This window comes from Pseudomonas sp. WS 5503, from assembly GCF_012985385.1.
GTDB lineage: Bacteria > Pseudomonadota > Gammaproteobacteria > Pseudomonadales > Pseudomonadaceae > Aquipseudomonas > Aquipseudomonas paracarnis.
This window is the reverse complement of record NZ_JAAQWI010000001.1, coordinates 159,789-179,116: the sequence shown is the minus strand read 5'-3', so window position 1 is coordinate 179,116 and position 19,328 is coordinate 159,789. Positions and strand designations below refer to the sequence as shown.

The following is a 19,328-nucleotide window of genomic DNA, read 5'->3' as shown; positions in this document are numbered from 1 at the left end:
GTTTGTTTGATGCAGCCCTACAGTTTGCCGCAGGGTTGCCAATACGCCATCTTTTGCAAGAAGTTGCCAGAGGAATAGCTGTGGATTCTCGATTGAATGCCTTTCTTGAGCGCGCCGATGCGGTGCTGGCTCGCCTGGAACCGTTGTTACCCGCCCCACGCCAGGCGATCGACTGGCACCAATGCCTGGCCGCCCGCTGGCAGCGCGAAGGTCGCAATGGCTTCCTGTTACCGTTGGAAGTGAGCCTGGACATGCGCCTGTCGGACCTGATCGGTGTCGACAAACAACGTGAACAACTGGCGCGCAACACCCAACAGTTCCTTGATGGGTTACCCGCCAACCACGCCCTGTTATGGGGTTCGCGTGGCACCGGCAAGTCTTCCATGGTCCGGGCCTTGCTCGCCCAGCACGCCAACGCCGGCCTGCGTCTTATCGAGATCGAGCGTGACCACCTGGCTGACCTGCCGCGGGTGGTCGAGCAACTGGTCAAGCTACCACAACGCTTCATTTTGTTTTGCGATGACCTATCGTTCGAGGCCGGCGAAGGTGACTATCGCGTGCTCAAGAGCGTGCTGGATGGTTCCCTGGAACAGGCGCCGGAAAACGTGCTGCTGTACGCCACGTCCAACCGTCGCCACCTTGTGCCGGAAAACCAGAGCGACAATGACAACTGGAAACGCGTGGACGGCGAATTGCACCCGAGCGAGGCGGTTGAAGACAAGATTGCCTTGTCGGATCGTTTTGGCTTGTGGTTGTCGTTCTACCCCTTTACCCAGGAGCATTTCCTGGATGTGGTGGAACACTGGATCGGTGAGTTGGCCAGCAAGGCCGGCTTGCAGTGGCAACGCGATGAGCAGCTTGACGTTCTCGCGGTGCGTTGGGCCACTGGGCGCGGCAACCGTAATGGCCGGTGCGCCTATCAATTCGCCCGTTACTGGGTGGGTCTTAAATTGCTGGAACGTCAACCATGATCGATTTACAACAGGCCGGCAGCGGCCTTGATGGCTATGCCATGCTCTGCGCGCAACTGGAGTCATTGCTGGCTGATGAGCGCGATTTTATTGCCAACAGTGCGCAGTTTTCCGCGTTCCTGTTCAACCAGTTGGATGACTTGAACTGGGCTGGCTTTTATCTCAATCGTAACGAAGAGCTGGTGCTTGGGCCCTTTCAGGGGCAGATCGCCTGTGTGCGCATTCCGTTTGGTCGCGGCGTGTGTGGTGCGGCTGCGGCCTCACGGAAAACCCAGCGCGTGGAGGACGTGCACGCGTTCCCAGGCCATATCGCCTGCGACAGCGCTTCGAACAGTGAATTGGTGGTGCCATTGGTCAAGGACGGCCAACTGATTGGTGTCCTTGACCTCGACAGCCCATTGCTGGGCCGCTTTACCCCTCATGACCAGGAGGGGATTGAGCGGCTGGCGGAGATTTTCCTGCAGTTGACCGACTGCTGAAGCGGTGGGTACTTATGCTGGTCGCGGTAGGAGCGCATTTGCTCGCTCCCGCCACGACGGGCCCTGGTGCTATGGGGCTTGCAGTTCATCGAGTTGAACCCGCAGCATCTTCTCCAATTCCAGCATGAGCTGTTCCAGGGCCCTGATGCCGCTTTCGATCACGGCCCACTCCTCATTGCGAGAACAGGTTTGCTCCAAGGCTTCGCATTGCCCCGCCAACGAATGGGCTTGAACGATGCGGGCGGCACCCTTGATCTTGTGGGCTTGCTCAATGATGTCCGAGGGGGGCGCGTGTCGATCCCGCAGTTCGATAAGGACCTTGCGGTCGTGAAGGCTGCTGCTCAGCAGCTCCTCCAGCAAGCGTCGACTCAACTGTGGATCACCGCCGGTCAGCGCTTCCAAGCATTCGAGGTCCAGCCGTTGGGGCACGGTTTCAGGGGCGATATGTGCCAGTTGGCGCTCTAATACGGTAAGGCTGATGGGTTTGAACAGGCAGTCATCCATGCCGGCTTGCACGCACCGTTGCCTTTCCTCCGGCTGGGCGTTGGCGGTAAAACCCAGTACCACGCAGGGCACCAATTGTTCGCGTTGCTCATATTCACGGATTGAACGACTCAGTTCGTAGCCATTCATGATGGGCATGTTGCAGTCGGCAATTACCAGGTCGAAATGCTCTTTACGCCAGGCCTGGAACCCTGCGGCTCCGTGCTCGGCAGCGATGAATTTATGCCCCAGGTAGCCCAATTGCTGGCACATCAGCAGGCGATTCGCCGGATGGTCGTCTACCACCAGTACGTTAAGCACCCGTGCGGTGGCCGGCGTTGGCGGCGTGTGTTCACCCACCGCCTGGATCGCTTGCAGGCGAGGCATGCTCAGGTTGACGTGCACCTGGGTGCCGACCATGGGCACGCTGCTCAGGCTCAATTGGCCGCCCATCATCGCGCACAGGCTGCGGCAGATCACCAGACCCAGGCCCGCGCCACTGCGCGCCAGTTGCCCTGAGTTGTCCGCCTGGGCAAAGGGTTCGAACAGGCGTTGTTGGTCATCCCGGCTGATGCCGATGCCGGTGTCTTCCACCACCAGTTTCAGCTCGATCTGCTCCGGGGCCTGGGTAGGCTGCAGCTCGACCTTGATCTTGACCTGCCCTTGTTCGGTGAACTTGATCGCGTTGCTCACAAGGTTCGATAGCACCTGCTTGAAGCGCAGCGGGTCTATCAGCACCTCGATATCGTTCAGGTCGGGTTTGAACTCCAGCAGCAGGCTGAGGGTTTTCTGCCGTGCGAGACCGTCGAAGACGCGCACCACTGATTCAATTACCTCCCGCAGGTTGACGCGCTCCGGCGCCAGGCTGAGGCGGCCGGACTCGATACGCGCGATGTCGAGAATGTCACCGATCAGCTCCAGCAGGTCTCTGGCCGAGTTGTACGCCACCTCGATCGCCGGACGGTCAAGGTGTCCTTGGTCGGCGCGCTTGAGCGTCAGTTCGAGCATGCCGATCACAGCGTTCATCGGGGTACGAATCTCGTGGCTCATGGTAGCCAGGAACGTGCTCTTGGCGCGGTTGGCTTCGTCGGCGCGCTCCTTGGCAGCGCGTAGTTCATCGAATAGCTGGCGTCGGTCACTGATATCGATCCAGCCACCGATGATGCCCTGGACTTCACCCGTAGAGTCGCGGTAGGGAAGGATCCAGTGATAGATGGTCAGTTTCTTGTCGTGGATATGCAGGCTGCGATCGAGGATCAGCGGATTACCCTCGGCCACCACACGCAGATAGTCAGCATGATACTGGGCTGCCTCCGACGCCAGCGCCATGGTCATCTGGGTCACGCTTTTGCCGATCACCTCTTCGCGCTTGACGTCGAACACCTGCAGGTAGCTGTCGTTACAGGTCTGCAACAACCCATTGCGGTCGCGCACGTAGATCGGATGGGGCGTCTCATTGACCAGTGCACGCATGAACTCGAACTGATCGTTGAGGGCACGTTCGGCCATTTTTCGATGCTTGATCTGGCGACGCATGTAGGCGTTCCAGGCTAGGGATATCAACAGCAACAGCCCGGTGCCGATGATGATTCGCGCGATCAGTTGATGGTAATTACGCCAGTAGCTGTCCGATGCGGCGGTGTAGCCACGCCAGCGACTGTTGATTACGCCCATTTCATCCGGGGCAATGCTGAGCAGCGCCTTGTCGAGTATCGAGCTCAATTCCGTGGCTTGGCGCGAGGTAGCAAGAGAGAAGGTCGCCGGGGTCGTGCCGATGCTGGCGCTTATTTGCAATTTATCCTGGAAGACCTGGGATGACAGGAAATAGTTGGCGATCACCAAGGTATTCACTGCCCCATCCACTTGTCCCTGTGCTAGCAGCTCCGATGCTCTGAACGTATCACTGGTTTCCACCAGTTGAACCTGCGGGAAGTCTTTGCTCAAGGTCGCGGCCAGTGGGTTGCCTCGGGTGATTGCCAGACGCTTTCCTGCCATTTGCTCCATGTTCGAGGGGGCACCTTGCTCTCTGCGTGTCAACAATACATAGGAGTTTTCCAGATAGGGGCGGCTGAAATTAAGCTGCGAATCTCGTTCGTTGCTGGGCACGATGGCACCGATCATATCGACTTTCTGGGTCGCGACCTGGTCGATCATCGCGCTGACATCGCGCCCGCGCTGCACCGAAAAACGCAGGCCGGTGCGCAAGCGAATCAACTCCAGCAAGTCGGCGGTGATGCCGCGAAAGTTACCGTCTGCATCGAAGAACGTCAGGGGCGCGAAAGTTTCGTTGACGACCACGGTGACCACCGGATGCTCTTTGAGCCAGCGCTCTTCGCGCTGGGTCAGTTGCAGCTTCTTGTCGGTCAGCAGGATGTCGCTGCCGGCGCTCCAGCGCTTGGCAATACTGTCCCTTTCGTTGATGGGCACTGAGGCCAGGGCTGAATCGACAATGCTGAGGAGCATCCGGTTGTCCTGGCGCGTGGCAAAACTGAAACCATAAGCTTCATGTTTGCCGAAGTTGGCCATGCGAATGTTCTTGAGATAGCCCTTGTTGATCATGTAATGGGTGGAAATGGTGTCACCGAGAAACACATCCGCCTGGTCGAAGGCCACTGCATTCAAGGCATTCTGATAGGACGGGTAGGCGCGGATGCTCGCCTTGGGGTACAGCTTCTCCACCTCATTGAGCGGCAGGTAGTGATAGACAAGGCTCAGGCGCAGCCCATCGAGGCCTTCGCTGAGGCTGCGGGTTTCTCCCTCGCGCGTGACCAGCACCGGCTGGTCCACGGCATAAGGTTCGGAGAGGATAAGATTTGGCGTCGCAGCTTCAAACCCGTTTGAGGAGCCCAGCAGGTCAATTTCCCCGTCTTCCAGGGCGCGAATGGCCGCCGCTCGGGAGGGGTAGCGCATCACATTGATTGGCAGGGAGAGTGCCTTGGCCAGTAATCCTGCGTAGTCGGCGGTAAGGCCTTCGTAGTCATGGCCGCTGGAAGTGAGGTCGAAGGGCGGGTAATCAGGTGTGGATGTCCCCAGCGTGAGTTCACGTTTGTTCTGCAGCCACTGGCGCTGGGCCTTGTCAAAATGAGTGTCCAGTTGAACAGCTCCCGCACGACTCAAGAGGGTGAAACGTTCCGGGCTGGTTTGGTGCTCCGCCAGCACGGTAGTGCTGAAGTACAAACCGGCACTTAATATAATCAGATAGTCCTTTATACGCCTGGGCATCCGCTTTCTCACACTAGCGCGTTTCGTTTTGCCATCTCGATGAGTTCTACCAAGGATTTGGCTTTGAGTTTCTGCATGAGTCTCTTTTTATAAGTACTGACCGTCTTGTTGCTTAAAAACATACCTTTGGCAATTTCCTTGTTAGTGCGACCTTGCGCAAAAAGTTGCAGGACCATCAACTCTCGGTCATTAACTGACTTGAACAGTTCCAGCTCCTGGACATCCATGCCTTCGGCTCCGGGGCCACTCAATGCCTGGCTGGGGAAGTAGTTGTAGCCGGACAGGACAGCGCGAATGGCGCTCAGCAATTCGCTCAGGTCACCCTCCTTGCACACGTAGCCTTCGGCGCCCGAGCGCATGCACCGCGTAGCAAATAGCGTCGGGCACTGGGCCGTGAGCACCAGGGTCTTCATTGAGGTGTTCATGGCATTGAATCGGCAGAGCACCTCGAGACCGTCGAGTTTCGGGATGCTGATATCCAGAATCACCAAGTCTGGAAGGCACTCACGGACCATTTGTATGGCATCGCACCCGTTGTCTGTTTCGCCGACGACCTTGTAACCTTCGTGCTCCAGCAACATTCGAATAGCAAGCCGGATAACGGGGTGGTCATCGATAATAAAAACTGAGTTCATAATCACATTCCATGCAGGTGCAAATAAAGCGGGCACATTAGCTCAGAAGATAAGGGCACGGCATGAAGCGCACGAGCAGTAGATGCAAAACAGGAAAGTTCCTACAATTAAAAAGGTATGCGCCTACAAGTTGATGGGTAGTCGTGACAGAGCATGTGAGCGTTTCGAACGCAATCGTGGCATGGTGATAGGCTTGAATTTTTACGGCGGGCTTCGTAGCGTATTTCGTCGAAGAAGATGTTTAAAGTCCTACGTAGGGGGGGTAAAAGTTAAGCCGATTAACTTTTCAAGTTCGTCCTTGTTCAACGGTTTTGATAAATAGCCAAGAAGCGGAAGACTTCGTTGCGAGGCTTGTTTTGTCAGGCTCATCAGTTCTGGCGTGGGTAACCCGCTTAACAGAATAGCGCTGGTAATGAAGCGCCGACGGCTGGCGATTTCCACTAGTTCAAGTCCGGGCAGGTCGGGCAGGCATTGGTCGCACAACATCAGGTCAAAGGGATGTTCGGACTGGCTCATTGTGCGTATGGCCTGCTCTGCGTTTTCCACCGCAGTCAGTTGATCGAAGCCGAAGCTGTTGAGCAGGCATTGGGTGGCCAGAAGTTGAAACGGGTGATCCTCCACCAAAAGAATACGAAGAGAGTATCTGGGCATAGAAAGCACACAGTGAGGCAAGCGTCGATGGGGGCAGTAGAATTGCTCGGTCGGTTGGGAACGCGTGATTATTCTTCGGATGCTTGTACGAATTCGATCAGTCCGCTCTGTTCCCATCGTAGGGCAATTCGTTTCAGGGAACAGGCGGTCGGATGCAAGCGTTACTGAGGGCTGGAACGCCCAGTCATTTCCCGTGCCATTTCGGTGGCGTAGCTGTCGGTCATACCGGCAATGAAGTCGATCATTCGCAGGAACGAGGCGTGCAGTGGCCAGGCGGGGTCCGGCGCGCTGTTGCCCAGCAAATCGAGAATGCGCCGATTCTTGAACGACGGTGTTCGCCCGCCATGTTGTTCAAGGGCCGCGCCGCAGAACGCGTTCAGCAGGATTTCCAAGGTGGTGTAAGCGCCGATTTCATGCAATGTCTTGCGCTTGTCCTGGAAAATTTTCTTGCGCGCCATGTCTTTGGCATCCAGCACGCAGCGCTTTGCCGGGCCGTGCATATGCTCCACCAGGTCTCCCTGCAGCGTGCCGGCCAGCAGGGCGTCCTGCTGTTCGACAAACGCCTGCGCAGCCGCATTGGTCAGGTGCTCGATGGCTTTGCCACGCAGGATCGCCAGCTTGCGTCGGCGAGAGTCCAATGGGCCCAGCTGGCGATAGGTTTGTGGCAGGTCATCACCGACCAGGTCGAGCAACAACGACTCCACTTCGCTGTACTGCAGAAGCTCCATTTCCAGGCCATCTTCCAGGTCGATCAACGCGTAGCAGATGTCGTCGGCTGCCTCCATCAGGTAGACGAGCGGGTGACGCGCCCACCGTTGTTCCTCTAACTGGGGCAAGCCAAGCTTGTGGGCGATCTGCTCAAGAATTGGCAACTCGCTCTGGTAACAGCCGAACTTGTGTTTCTTGTAGCCCAGCGAGTCGGCGTGACGGGCAGTCCAGGGGTATTTGAGATACGTGCCCAAGGTGGCGTAGGTCAGCCGCGTGCCGCCGTCGAACTGGTGGTATTCAAGTTGGGTAAGTACCCGAAAGCCCTGGGCATTGCCTTCGAAGTTAAGGAAGTCATTGCGTTCGGCGCTGCTCATGCCATCCAGCCAACCTCGCCCGGCGGCCTGTTGGAACCAGTGGCGAATGGCGTCTTCGCCGGAATGCCCGAATGGCGGGTTGCCGATGTCATGGGCCAGGCAGGCCGATTGCACCACCATGCCCAGGTCGCTGGGGTCGCACCAGTCGGGCAGGGCGCTGCGCAGGGTTTCGCCCACGCGCATGCCGAGTGAGCGCCCCACGCAGCTGACTTCCAGGGAGTGGGTCAAGCGTGTGTGGATATGGTCGTTGCTCGAAACCGGATGCACTTGGGTCTTGCGTCCCAGGCGCCGGAATGCGCCGGAGAAAATAATGCGGTCGTGATCTTTGTGGAAGGGGCTGCGGCCCAGTTCTTCAGGGCTGTGCAGGGGTTTTCCAAGACGTTCGCGGGTTAGCAGGGTGGGCCAATCCAAGGCGCAGGCTCTCCGTAGTGTGAATGACAGTTCCAGCTTCCCGGTTCGGCCTTCAAGGGCAGGCGAATCCAGCGGTCGGCCGCGTCGGTATCAATTAACAGGCAGCGCAAAAAACCGCAATGACCAGCAGGTGTCTGGTCATTGCGGTCATCGGCTAACGAGGGTCAGCTTTTGCGCGAAGACCCTTGCATGGCCAACTTGATCAGGGGGATCAAGCCGGCACCCAGCCGCACCAGGCGCGTGATGCTGCTGATACTGCCGCCCTTGGCGCCCTTGCCGGTAAAGAAGCCCATCAGCGTAACCGCCGCCACGCCCCACAACGGCGCGTGCTTGATGCCCAGGCTGTCCTGCCAGTTGTGGCGCATGTTGCGCATTTTGTGCAGGGGCGCCATGAGTTGTTGGGACTCATGACGGATTTCCTGGCGGTGCATTTCCATGCGCAGGCGAATCAAGGCTTTGCGCATTTCCCGGCGAGAAGTATTTTGCGGGATCTCAGTCATGCTCATGGCAGCAGGCGCTCCCGGTCATTGGCCAGTTCTTCGAGCGTGGCGTGGAAGGGCGTGGACTCATCGAATACCGCCGCCTTCAAGCGCACACCGCAGAACGCAGCGGCCAGGCTGTAGAACACGCAGAGGCAGATGATGCCGGTCAGGCGATAGCCCGTGTCCCAAACCAGGATCATCACCAGCGTCGACAACCCCACCAGCAACAGCAGGGCAAACACCAACGCCAGGCCGGCAAACAGCAAAAGGCTGACGGTACGGGCCTTTTGCTCTTGTAATTCAATGCCGAACAACTCGACATGACTGTGCAGCAAGCCCAGCACAGCTGCGCCCAGGCGTCGGGAAGTTGAACCGCTTGCTGAGGAATGTGCGCTCGTGGATGAGCTGGATTCGCCAATAGACATGGTTAGCGCCTTGTAGCCAATAGACCGATCAAAAAGCCTACGCCGGCAGCAATGCCGACTGACTGCCATGGGTTGGCTTGCACGTAGTCTTCGGTGGCGGTGATTGCCGCCTGGCCGCGCTCGCGCAATGAGTCTTCGGTCAGTTGCAGGGTCTCGCGGGCCTTGAGCAGGCTCTCGTGGATCTTGGTGCGCAACTCGTCAGCCTGGTCACCGGCCAGCACGGCAGTGTCGTCCAGCAGCTTTTCGGTATCGCTGACCAGGGTTTGAAAATCCTCCATCAGTATCTCTTGAGCAGTCTTTGCTGTTTTACCGGCCATGGTTATCTCCGTGGGTAGCTGATCTGTACGTGTGGTTTCGAGTCGCGGCGTTCGCTGAAGGTTCATTGCAATTGTGTGGTACAGCTTTTGCTTTGCCTTGGTGCGCAGGCCTTGGAGCCTGCGCTGAATCCGGGCGGTCGAGGTGAAAACCTTGGAAAACCTTACCCTAAATCACTTAATTTCGCGGAAAAACCCTTTCGGCAACGGCCTGTTGTGTTGATCGCTGCGCTAAAGCGGTTCACGCCCTCTGAAGAAAGGCGGAGCCGGCGGTGCCAATTTAGTGCGCTAAACCCTGGCTTGAACCGCTTTGGTGCTTTTTGCCTTGATGCAGGCCTGCCAACCTCCATGGAAAACTTGCAAAGCGCGGTGGACACCCTCGTCCACAGCTCCAATACCTTGTTCATTCTGATTGGCGCGGTCATGGTGCTGGCCATGCACGCCGGCTTTGCCTTCCTTGAAGTTGGCACGGTACGGCAGAAGAACCAAGTCAACGCCTTGTCGAAAATCCTCAGTGATTTCGCGATTTCAACGCTGGCCTATTTCTTTATAGGCTATTGGATCTCCTACGGTGTGAGCTTCCTGCAACCGGCCGCGGTGATCAGCGCCGATCATGGCTACGGCCTGGTGAAGTTTTTCTTCCTGCTGACGTTTGCCGCGGCGATTCCGGCAATTATTTCCGGCGGGATTGCCGAGCGTGCGAAGTTTGCCCCGCAGCTGTGTGCCACCGCGCTGATCGTGGCGTTTATCTACCCGTTCTTCGAAGGCCTGGTATGGAACGGCAACCTTGGCCTGCAAGCATGGCTGCTCGCAACCTTTGGCGCCAGCTTCCACGACTTTGCCGGTTCCGTGGTGGTTCACGCCATGGGCGGCTGGCTGGCGCTGGCGGCGGTGTTGCTGCTGGGCCCGCGCAATGGGCGTTATCGTGAAGGGCGCCTGGTAGCGTTTGCGCCGTCGAGCATTCCTTTCCTGGCGCTGGGCTCGTGGATTCTGATCGTGGGCTGGTTCGGCTTTAACGTGATGAGCGCGCAAACCCTCAATGGCGTCAGTGGTCTGGTGGCCGTCAATTCGCTGATGGCCATGGTCGGCGGCACCGTGGCTGCCCTGGTAATTGGCCGTAATGATCCCGGTTTTCTGCACAACGGTCCGTTGGCCGGGTTGGTGGCAATCTGCGCCGGTTCCGACCTGATGCATCCGGTGGGCGCGCTGGTCACGGGCGTGGTCGCTGGCGGCTTATTCGTGTGGTGCTTTATCGCTGCCCAGGTGCGCTGGAAGATCGACGACGTGCTGGGCGTGTGGCCGTTGCATGGCTTGTGTGGCGTGTGGGGCGGCATTGCCTGCGGCATCTTCGGGCAGGCTGCCCTGGGTGGACTGGGCGGCGTGAGCCTGATCAGCCAGTTGATCGGCACCGGGCTGGGCGTGGCGGTAGCATTTGGCGGCGGCTTGCTGGTGTACGGCGTGATCAAGCGCGTGCAAGGGCTGCGCTTGAGCCAGGAACAGGAGTATTACGGTGCGGACCTGTCGATCCACAAGATCGGCGCGGTCAGTCAGGACTGATCGGCGCGTCTTCGTCAGTGTGTGGCGGTGGGTAGAAACCGTGCAGCAGGCGATAGTGGTTGCGCCGTACTTCATTCACTCGCGCCTGCACCTGTTGGTCCGGCAGGCCCAGCAGGATCAGGGCGTGGGAGGCGAGCATCAGGCTCGACTCCAGCAACTCGGGCACCACCTCGCTGGCACCCGCGGCCTTGAGTTCAGCCAACTGGCTGTCATCGCGTGTGCGCACCAGGATCGGCACGTCTGGGTTGATCTGCCGCGCCTCCTTGAGCACCACCAGGGCGACATCGCTGTTGTCCACCGCGATCACCGCCAACCGCGCCCGTTCCAGGCCGACGGCGCTGAGCAATGCACCACGACGGCAGTCGCCGTAATGCACACTGCTGTCCTCGGTGGCGGCTTCCTGCACCCGTTCGGGGTCATCATCCAGGGCGATAAACGCCTGTTGTTCGCGGCGCATAAAGCGCCCGATGGACTGGCCTACCCGGCCATACCCGCAAATCACCACGTGTCCGTGCAATTGAGCGTTGAGCGCGGTGATGTGTTCCAGTTGCACTTGCTGGTTGGGCTTGCGATGCAGGCGCAGCGCGATGGCCGGTGCCGCACGTAACAGCAGCGGTGTCAGCAGCATCGAGCAGAAGGTGGCAGCCAGTAGCAGGCCGTTGAACTCATCGGGAATCAACCGGCTCTGCTGCATCTGCGCCATCAGCGCAAAACAGAACTCGCCGCCCTGGGCCAGCGCCAGACCGCTGCGCCAGGCTGTTTCGGTGTCACTGTTACGCCACTTGACCAGCGCCGCGACGACGCTGCCTTTGACCAGCATCAGCGTGAGCGTCAGGCCGAGGATCAACAGGCTGTGGCTGACGAACAACTGCAGATCGATGAGCATGCCGATGCTGACAAAAAACAGCCCCAGCAGGATGTCGCGAAACGGGCGGATATCGGCTTCGATCTGGTGTCGGTAATGACTTTCCCCCAGCAGCATGCCGGCCAAGAATGCACCGAGGGCAGGGGACAGGCCCAGCAGGTGGGTGAGCCAGGCGGTGAGCAAGACAATCACCAGCGCCAGCAGCACAAACAGTTCCGCCGAATGAGACGCGGCGACTTCACGGAACAGGCGCGGCAGCAACCAGCGGCTGGCGAACAACAGGCCCACGAACAGCACCACGGTCTTGCCCAAGGTCAGCGGCAGCGCCCAGTACCAGGCTTGGTCGCTGCTGCCGGCAAATACCGGTACCAATGTCAGCAGCAACACCGCTACGACATCCTGGAACAGCAACACGCCGATCGCATTCTGCCCATGACTGCTGAAGACTTCACCCAGGCTGGTCAGCTCCTTGCTGACAATGGCGGTGGACGATAACGCCAGCCCTGCGCCCAGTAACAACGCGACGCCAGGTGCGAGGCCAAAGCTCATCAATAACGCGCCCAGCAATGCCCCGCACCCCAGCACTTGCAGGCTGCCCAGGCCAAATACCACGCTGCGCAGCGCCAACATTCTCGACAGGGAAAACTCAAGCCCCAGGGAAAACAGCAGGAACACCACACCCATCTCGGCCAGGTCCGGCAGGTCTTCGTTGTCATTGACCCAGTCCAGCGCGGTGGGGCCCACTGCCAGGCCTACGCACAGGTAGCCCAGCACGGGCGGCAGCTGCAGCCGGCGAAACAGTGCAATCACCACCAGGGATGAGGCCAGAATAATCAGCAGGTTGGCGAACACAGGCATCTCCGTTGCGGGGCGAGCGGCAAAAAGCCGCAAGAATCGCTGAATCAGTTATAGGCCATGGTGATCTGGATCAGGCTTTTTGCACCGTAGGAGCGAGCTTGCTCGCGAAAAACGTCAACGATAACGCGGGGTTCCTGAGTGAACGCGGCGCGCGGGAGTTTTTCGCGAGCAAGCTCGCTCCTACAGGGGCTTGTTGGGATTAGAATGGACGTTCGTTTCTTGTTCGAGTCTTTTCATCATGCTTCCTGAATGTCAGCTGTTCGGCACCCTGGGTTGCCATCTGTGTGAGATTGCCGAAGCCGAAGTCATGCCGCTCGTCGAGCACGGGTTGTTGGTGGAGTTGGTGGATATCGCCGATCCGGAGGACCTGACAGACGTCTACGGCCTGCGGATTCCGGTGCTTCGCCGCACGGACACCGGGGCGGAACTGGACTGGCCGTTCGACACCGCGCAGGTGGTTACCTTCCTGCGCTGAGATTTATGCGATGGCGGCTTTCCAAATATTAAGTTACTGTATATTCGTACAGCGATTGAATAGAGGGAACGCCCGTGGTGAATGTTGAACAACTTAAAAGCAGCGTCAATCGCATGTCCGCCGATGTGGTGCGTGACGCGGTGAACGAACTGCGCCTCGATGGCCTGGTCACGGAAGGCAAGACGCCGTTTAACAAAGTGCATTTCAACACCTGCTTCGCGGAAATCGAGGCGCTGTTCCAGCGCGCCGGTTATCACAAGCAGCTGGATGTGGTGGGTTATCAGGGCTTGCTCTACGCGTTGTATGACCCGGGTCGTTGGGAAGCGGTGGACGTGCTGCGCTGGCTCAAGGAATTCACCGAGGCGGCAAGCGCCTCGCCAGTGCTGCGAGCTCAACTGGCCAAGGCCTGAGATAGGCCCTAGGCAATCGCGCGCCATGGGCGATAATGCCCGCCTGTTTTCCAGGCTTTGAGCGTCGGCATGTCCACTTCCATTTTTTCCCCCTCCCAGCACCAAGCCAGCACCCTGTACTTGCCGCCGGGCTCCTGGGTGACGGTGCTCGATTGCCTGTGCGCACACTTTCCGGCCATCGGCCGCGAACAATGGTTGGACCGCATTGCCCGCGGCCGGGTGCTGGATGTCAATGGCAACCCGATCAGCCTGGGCCTGGGCTACAAGGAAGGCCTGTGCATCTATTACTTTCGCGAAGTGCTCAACGAGAAAGTGATTCCGGTGCAGGAAAACATCCTGTACGCCGATGAACACCTGGTGGTGGCGGACAAACCGCATTTCCTGCCAGTGACACCCGCTGGCGAGTACGTCGAGCACACCTTGTTGCGACGCTTGATCCGGCGCCTGGACAATCCCGCCCTGGTGCCCCTGCATCGCATCGACCGACATACGGCGGGGTTGGTGCTGTTCTCCGCCAACCCGCACAGCCGTTCGGCCTATCAGCAATTGTTTCCCACGCGACGTATCGACAAATTCTACGAAGCCATCGCTCCGGCCTTGCCGCACCTCAGCTTCCCGTTGGTGCACAAAAGCCGTTTGGTGGATGGCGAACCTTTCTTTCGCATGCAGGAAGGGCCGGGTGCCAGCAACACCGAGACGGCGGTAGAGGTGCGCGAGAAAAACGCTGATCTATGGCGCTACGGCCTGTTCCCGGTGACCGGCAAGAAGCACCAGCTGCGCGTGCATATGACGGCGCTCGGGGCGAGCATCTGTAATGACCCGTTCTACCCCGAAGTGATCAAGGATGCCGAGGACGATTACGCCAAGCCACTCAAGCTACTGGCCCAGGGCGTGCGCTTTATCGACCCGGTAAGCGGTGAACAACGCAGCTTTCGCAGCCAGATCACCCTGGACTGGTAAACCCCAGGAACAACAAGGCCCGCGCTAGGCGGGCCTTGTGTGCAAGCGCTGAGGCTTACAGGTCTTTAACGGTGCGAACCTGATCTTTATTGATACGGGTGTGCTTGCCGTCCAGTTGTTCGAATTCGTAGAAGCCCGAATCTTCATCGTACTTCGGGGTGTCGACGGCCTGGATTTCGCGACCGTCATTCAGGGTGATCACTGTTGGCGAAGCGCAACCGGCGAGGGTGGCGAGGCCCAGTGCAAGCATGAGAGCGGCGATGGTCCGTTGAGTCATGAGTTTGTCTCCGAGAGAATACTTTTAAATTGCTGACCTTGTGACGTACGGGACGCCGGCAAAGTTCCTTGTGCAGGGTTCATTCTGACATGCCAGCCCCGGGGTGCAACAGCTCGGGCGTATTAAGATTGGCCAGGCGCGGGTCATCGGCCGGACATTCCAGCGCCACGGCACCCAGTTGCAGCCACAGCTTGCGCGGGCTGCGCTCCCCCGCTTGCCACGCCTGTTCCACCTGGTTTTTCAGGCGAGTGGGGATGACGCACAGCAAGGGTTCCCAGACGTCACCCTGGCGCACCATCACCGGTAGCTGCCGATTGCGTCGTGCGGTCGCACGCAGGTCGGCGAGCAGTCGCGCATCGATCTGCGGCACATCGCAAGGCAATATCAGCAGATGCTCATGGCGTGCGGCGAAGAGTCCTGCACGGATACCTGCCAGCGGGCCGGGGAAGTCCGGGTTGTCATCGCTCACCTGTTGGTCGGCATAGAGCGCGTAGCGTTCATGGTTGCGGTTGCACGAGATGATCAGGTCATCGGTGAGCGGCCGGGCCAACTGGTGCAGGTGGGCGATCAAGGGCTGACCTTGCCATTCCAGCAGCCCTTTGTCCTGCCCGCCCATGCGTTGGCCGCGACCACCGGCCAGCAACAGGATCGAACACGGCAGGGAAGAAAATTCAAACGTCATGGTGGTTGCGCTGCGGCAGGGAAACAGGGGCCTGTGATATAACATCGGGCTGTTCCTTCGACAACCGGACCGTGCCATGAAAGCCAAGGCCGATGCGCCCTTTGTACCCCTGAATATTGCTGTATTGACGGTCAGCGACACCCGCACCCTGGAGACCGACACCTCCGGCCAGGTCTTCGTCGATCGTCTTGCCGCCGCCGGCCACCGCCTGGCCGAGCGCGTGCTGCTCAAGGACGACCTTTACAAGATTCGCGCCCAGGTGGCCCACTGGATCGCCGAAGACGTGGTGCAGGTGGTGCTGATTACCGGCGGCACCGGCTTCACCGGTCGCGACAGTACCCCTGAAGCAGTGAGCTGCCTGCTCGACAAGCAGGTCGATGGTTTTGGCGAGCTGTTCCGCCAGATCTCCGTGGCCGATATCGGCACCTCCACCGTGCAATCGCGCGCCTTGGCGGGGTTGGCCAATGGCACTCTTGTGTGCTGCCTGCCAGGGTCCACCAATGCCGTGCGCACCGGTTGGGACGGCATCCTCGCCGAGCAGTTGGATAACCGTCACCGCCCATGCAACTTCGTTCCGCATCTGAAGCTGGCCGAACCTTGTGAATCCCGTGGATAAGCCCGGCAAGACCGGCGCCCTGATGCCGGTGGAAGCAGCCCTGCAGCGTTTGCTCGACATGGCCGCCGCCGCGCCGATCCGCGAGCAGGAAGTACTGCCTCTGGCTGAGTGTGATGGCCGGGTATTGGCCCTGGACCTGATCTCCACACTCGACCTGCCACCGTGGCCCAACAGTGCCATGGACGGCTACGCCGTGCGCCTGGCGGACTGGACCGGCGAGCCCTTGGTGGTGAGCCAGCGGATTTTCGCCGGCACTGCCCCTGAACCCTTGGCGGCCGGCACCTGTGCACGCATCTTTACCGGCGCGCCGGTGCCCCAAGGCGCTGACTGCGTGCAGATGCAGGAAAACGCCGTGGTGCATACCGACCAGCGCGTGAGTTTCACCGAGCCATTGCAGATGGGCGACAACATCCGGCCTCAGGGCCAAGAGACCACGGTCGGCGAGACCGTACTCAGTGCCGGCACCCGCCTGGGCCCTATCGAACTCGGTTTGGCCGCGTCTCTTGGACGTGATCGACTCGAGGTGGTGCGGCGCGTACGCGTGGCCGTGTTGTCGACCGGCGATGAATTGATCGAGCCAGGGTTGCCGCTCGGCCCTGGGCAGATCTACAACAGCAACCGTCGCGTGCTGTGCAGTTGGCTGGTGCGCATGGGCTGCGAAGTGATTGATGCCGGGATTCTACCGGATGATCTGGAACAGACCCGCGCGCGCCTGGCGGGGCTGGGCAGTGTTGACCTGATCCTCTCGACCGGCGGTGTGTCGGTGGGCGAAGCGGACTTCCTCGGCATTGCCCTGCGGGAAGAGGGTGAGCTGGCGCTGTGGAAGCTGGCGATCAAACCGGGCAAGCCGCTGACCTTCGGGCATTTTCGTGGCGTGCCGGTGATCGGCCTGCCGGGAAACCCGGCCTCGACCCTGGTGACTTTTGCGCTGCTGGCGCGCCCGTATCTGCTGCGCCGTCAAGGGGTGCAGGAGGTGCAGCCGCTGCGCTTCGAAGTGCCGGCAGGGTTCGTCTGGCCCAAGCCCGGCAACCGCCGCGAGTACCTGCGCGGGCGGATCGAACAGGGCAAGGCGATCATCTACCGCAACCAAAGCTCCGGGGTGCTGCGCAGTGCGGCGTGGGCTGAAGGCTTTGTGGAGGTGATGGAAGGGACCACGCTGGCCATCGGCGACCGGGTCAACTTCATTCCTTTGAGCGAAGTCCTTAACTGACCGCGCGCTAAAAATGTGGGAGCTGGTTGGCCTGCGATAGCCATAGGTATTTACACAACCTCTGAACGACGCAAAACCTGTGGCGAGGGAGCAAGCTCCCTCGCCACAGATCCAGCGTCGCGCCGAAGTTGTGTAGGTACCGATGGCTATCGCAGCCAAGCCGGCTCCCACATTTGGATGTGTATGTGCCCTATGAGCAATCAGTAATCGTCACCCTGCTCAGTGACATCCCGCTCCACCGGCCCCGCCTCCGGGTCGTAGCCGGCCGGGAACTTGCCCTTCAACGTCCAGGCAAACGCAATGATCTCGGCAATCGTGCGGTACAACTCTTCCGGAATGCTGTCCCCCAGTTCCATGCGCGCCAGCAGCTTTACCAACTCGGCGTTTTCATAGATCGGTACTTCATTCTCCCGTGCCAGCTTGAGGATGGCTTCGGCCAGGGCATCATCGCCTTTGGCTGTCAGGGTAGGGGCCTGTTGGCCGTCGTACTTGAGGGCGATGGCCTGGCGGGGCGGGTCGGCGTTTTTCATGCGGTTTCGTCCACCCAGCGTTGCTCCAGTCCGGTTTTTGGACCGCGTGGCGGGGTGCCCAGATGGCAATCCAGGTCGCCGACGTTGAGCCCGGATGAGACCAGGCGCTCACGCAAGTTGCCCAAGTGGCTTTCGATCAGGCTGGCCGTGAAAGGGCGGCTGGCCCATAGCTGGCTGGACAGTTTGCCCTGAGACAGCTGCGCCTGAACTTGCAACGGCCCCAGCGGCTCCATGTCAAAGGCCAGTTCGACGCGCCAAAGCATTTGTTTCGGGTCTTTTTTATCCTTGCGCTCGGGCTGGTCCTTGTCTGGCGCGGGCTCCTCGCGTTGGAACTTGACCTGCAGCGGCACGATGTCTTGCAGGGTGCGCATGGGAATCTCCAACTGCCAGGTCGTTTGCAGGCGTCCGTCGGCGGTGGTGCCGGTCTGTTCCAAGCTCGACAGTTGATGGCTCTGCAAGCGCGAGATCGCCCCAGCGGCCAGGCGTAGCAGGTTTTCCAGGTCGCCTTCACCTTCCAGTTTTGCCATCAGTCTTTCGGGCAGCGGGAAGCCGGCGGGTATCTGCCGGGCGCCGACCTGGCCGAGGGTGTTCAGCGGGCTGCGCACAAAGTGCGGCAACACCTGGGCCAGGGTGTTGGCGGCGAGGATCGCATTCAGGTTGGTGCTGGCGGGCAGGGCGGGCAGCAGGTCTGCGACCAGGCGTAACAGCGCGCCTTTCATGTCCAACGGTGGGATTTGCGGGTTCTGGCCGGCGAGCAGTTTGGCTTCCAGAAAGGCGCCGCTGTTCTGCACCATCTGGGCCAGCACCTTGGGATTGCTGACCTGTGCCAGATCGGGCAAGGCCGCCAACAATCGCTCGGCGGCGGCCCGCAGCTCGGCCGATGTGCTGTCGCCACGGGGCAGGTTTTGCAAGGCGGTGAACACCGCATCCAGCGAGCCTTGGCGACTTTGCTGAATGGCTAGTTGCTGCGTCACGGCCAGTTGGTCCTTCAGGCCGCTTAGCGGTACGAAGTTCAGGGTCTGCGCGTTCTGCACCACAGCACTGAGCAAGCTGCCCACCCTCAGCGGTTGAGGGCTTTCCAAGGTCAGGGTGGCACCGGCCAGGGCGTTATTGAGCACACTCACCAGCGAGCGATAGATCGCCGGTTGTGCCGTGCCCTGGGGCAGCATCTGCGTGGTCAGCACCTTGGCTTGCAACAACGTACCCACCGGCATCTGGTGGGTGTCGAGGCGAGTGAGAGCGGCCACGTTGGCACTCATGGCTTGCTGCAAGGTAAGGGCCAGGTTGCCCGCAGGCGTCTGGCTCACCGCCACATTGCTGCCCAGAGGCAAGGGCTGGGCACTGCTGGCCTGCACCAGCGCCTGGCGACCGCCTTCGAGGGTCAGTTTGAGCAGTAACTGAAAGGCCTCGCCGCCTTGTTTAAGCGCGATGACCTCAGCGTTCACGGTTTTCCCCGGGTCGATCAACCCGGCCTGCGGCTCCAGCAGTTTGAGCAATGCGCCGGCCCCAGGCAGCGGAGTGGGCCCGGGTGCGAAGGTTGGCGGCAGTGGAGGAAGGTTGATCTCGCCGGTCATCGTGCGCATCGTCTCTGGGGAAATTGCCCTCTTTAGAGTAGGGCATCGCATGTATAATGCCGCCCGTCTGCAAAGAGAGCGGTAAAAACCTCACAACTATTTGATCCAGCTCTCTAAAATCGGTCGCCAAAGCCGTTATTGTGCATCTCTCTATAACGG

The 19,328-nt window shown here is 59.8% G+C and carries 20 protein-coding genes; 8 read left to right on the top strand and 12 right to left on the bottom strand.

From position 1 onward, the window contains the following. The first annotated feature begins 80 nt into the window (after positions 1-80). Positions 81-971 (top strand): ATP-binding protein, encoded by an 891-nt coding sequence (locus tag HBO10_RS00855; RefSeq protein WP_034127157.1) that lies wholly within the window; start codon positions 81-83, stop codon positions 969-971. Then, complete coding sequence (locus tag HBO10_RS00850; protein ID WP_034127158.1) at positions 968-1,450, top strand: GAF domain-containing protein; 483 nt, start codon at positions 968-970, stop codon at positions 1,448-1,450. The genes HBO10_RS00855 and HBO10_RS00850 overlap by 4 nt, the downstream gene beginning before the upstream one ends. A gap of 69 nt (positions 1,451-1,519) precedes the next feature. On the opposite strand, the gene HBO10_RS00845 is transcribed toward HBO10_RS00850, so the two are convergent. The 7 genes from HBO10_RS00845 to HBO10_RS00815 form a co-directional block, all read right to left on the bottom strand. Further along, on the bottom strand, positions 1,520-5,155 hold the full coding sequence (locus HBO10_RS00845) for a transporter substrate-binding domain-containing protein (RefSeq protein WP_034127159.1): 3,636 nt from the start codon (positions 5,153-5,155) through the stop codon (positions 1,520-1,522). Between the two features lie 8 nt (positions 5,156-5,163). After that, positions 5,164-5,790 carry a response regulator transcription factor gene (locus HBO10_RS00840; protein WP_034127160.1) on the bottom strand — a complete coding sequence of 209 codons (627 nt, stop codon included), beginning with the start codon at positions 5,788-5,790 and terminating at the stop codon, positions 5,164-5,166. A 249-nt stretch (positions 5,791-6,039) separates the two neighbouring features. Next, entirely contained in the window at positions 6,040-6,441 is a 402-nt protein-coding gene (locus HBO10_RS00835) for a response regulator (RefSeq protein ID WP_034127161.1), read from the bottom strand. A gap of 161 nt (positions 6,442-6,602) precedes the next feature. Next, positions 6,603-7,934: a deoxyguanosinetriphosphate triphosphohydrolase gene (locus HBO10_RS00830; protein ID WP_034127162.1), complete on the bottom strand. Its 1,332-nt coding sequence runs from the start codon at positions 7,932-7,934 to the stop codon at positions 6,603-6,605. 164 nt (positions 7,935-8,098) lie between these two features. After that, positions 8,099-8,440 carry a hypothetical protein gene (locus HBO10_RS00825; protein WP_034127163.1) on the bottom strand — a complete coding sequence of 114 codons (342 nt, stop codon included), beginning with the start codon at positions 8,438-8,440 and terminating at the stop codon, positions 8,099-8,101. After that, complete coding sequence (locus HBO10_RS00820; protein ID WP_005786473.1) at positions 8,437-8,841, bottom strand: phage holin family protein; 405 nt, start codon at positions 8,839-8,841, stop codon at positions 8,437-8,439. Before HBO10_RS00820 ends, HBO10_RS00825 begins: the two co-directional genes overlap by 4 nt. 2 nt (positions 8,842-8,843) lie before the next feature. After that, the gene (locus tag HBO10_RS00815; protein ID WP_003189926.1) at positions 8,844-9,158 is read right to left on the bottom strand and encodes a YqjD family protein; all 315 of its coding nucleotides are present in this window, start codon (positions 9,156-9,158) and stop codon (positions 8,844-8,846) included. Positions 9,159-9,503: 345 nt separating this feature from the next. On the opposite strand from HBO10_RS00815, the gene HBO10_RS00810 reads away from it, so the two are divergent. Beyond that, positions 9,504-10,712, top strand: coding sequence for an ammonium transporter (locus HBO10_RS00810; protein ID WP_034127164.1), 1,209 nt, complete (start codon positions 9,504-9,506; stop codon positions 10,710-10,712). Here HBO10_RS00810 and HBO10_RS00805 read toward each other — a convergent pair. After that, on the bottom strand, positions 10,699-12,435 hold the full coding sequence (locus HBO10_RS00805; RefSeq protein WP_034127165.1) for a monovalent cation:proton antiporter-2 (CPA2) family protein: 1,737 nt from the start codon (positions 12,433-12,435) through the stop codon (positions 10,699-10,701). The genes HBO10_RS00810 and HBO10_RS00805 overlap by 14 nt on opposite strands. A gap of 238 nt (positions 12,436-12,673) precedes the next feature. Here HBO10_RS00805 and HBO10_RS00800 point away from each other — a divergent pair, with 238 nt between their 5' ends. The 3 genes from HBO10_RS00800 (at position 12,674) to HBO10_RS00790 (ending at position 14,280) form a co-directional block, all read left to right on the top strand. After that, positions 12,674-12,910 (top strand): glutaredoxin family protein, encoded by a 237-nt coding sequence (locus HBO10_RS00800; RefSeq protein ID WP_034127166.1) that lies wholly within the window; start codon positions 12,674-12,676, stop codon positions 12,908-12,910. Positions 12,911-12,984: 74 nt separating this feature from the next. Further along, entirely contained in the window at positions 12,985-13,320 is a 336-nt protein-coding gene (locus tag HBO10_RS00795) for a hypothetical protein (protein ID WP_003189932.1), read from the top strand. Positions 13,321-13,389: 69 nt separating this feature from the next. Then, on the top strand, positions 13,390-14,280 hold the full coding sequence (locus HBO10_RS00790) for a pseudouridine synthase (protein WP_034127167.1): 891 nt from the start codon (positions 13,390-13,392) through the stop codon (positions 14,278-14,280). A 55-nt stretch (positions 14,281-14,335) separates the two neighbouring features. On the opposite strand, the gene HBO10_RS00785 is transcribed toward HBO10_RS00790, so the two are convergent. Next, positions 14,336-14,557, bottom strand: a complete 222-nt coding sequence (locus HBO10_RS00785; RefSeq protein ID WP_003189935.1) for a YgdI/YgdR family lipoprotein — start codon at positions 14,555-14,557, stop codon at positions 14,336-14,338. 79 nt (positions 14,558-14,636) lie between these two features. Continuing rightward, positions 14,637-15,239, bottom strand: a complete 603-nt coding sequence (mobA, locus tag HBO10_RS00780) for a molybdenum cofactor guanylyltransferase MobA (protein WP_034127266.1) — start codon at positions 15,237-15,239, stop codon at positions 14,637-14,639. A 76-nt stretch (positions 15,240-15,315) separates the two neighbouring features. Here mobA and moaB point away from each other — a divergent pair, with 76 nt between their 5' ends. Both moaB and glp read left to right on the top strand, forming a co-directional pair. Next, entirely contained in the window at positions 15,316-15,855 is a 540-nt protein-coding gene (gene moaB / locus HBO10_RS00775) for a molybdenum cofactor biosynthesis protein B (RefSeq protein WP_034127168.1), read from the top strand. Continuing rightward, a complete protein-coding gene (gene glp, locus HBO10_RS00770; protein ID WP_034127169.1) occupies positions 15,839-17,065 on the top strand; it encodes a gephyrin-like molybdotransferase Glp in 1,227 nt (408 codons plus the stop codon). The genes moaB and glp overlap by 17 nt, the downstream gene beginning before the upstream one ends. Before the next feature lie 200 nt (positions 17,066-17,265). On the opposite strand, the gene HBO10_RS00765 is transcribed toward glp, so the two are convergent. Both HBO10_RS00765 and HBO10_RS00760 read right to left on the bottom strand, forming a co-directional pair. Continuing rightward, positions 17,266-17,595, bottom strand: coding sequence for an EscU/YscU/HrcU family type III secretion system export apparatus switch protein (locus HBO10_RS00765; RefSeq protein WP_034127170.1), 330 nt, complete (start codon positions 17,593-17,595; stop codon positions 17,266-17,268). After that, positions 17,592-19,169 (bottom strand): flagellar hook-length control protein FliK, encoded by a 1,578-nt coding sequence (locus tag HBO10_RS00760; protein WP_034127171.1) that lies wholly within the window; start codon positions 19,167-19,169, stop codon positions 17,592-17,594. The genes HBO10_RS00765 and HBO10_RS00760 overlap by 4 nt, the downstream gene beginning before the upstream one ends. Positions 19,170-19,328 lie beyond the last annotated feature (159 nt).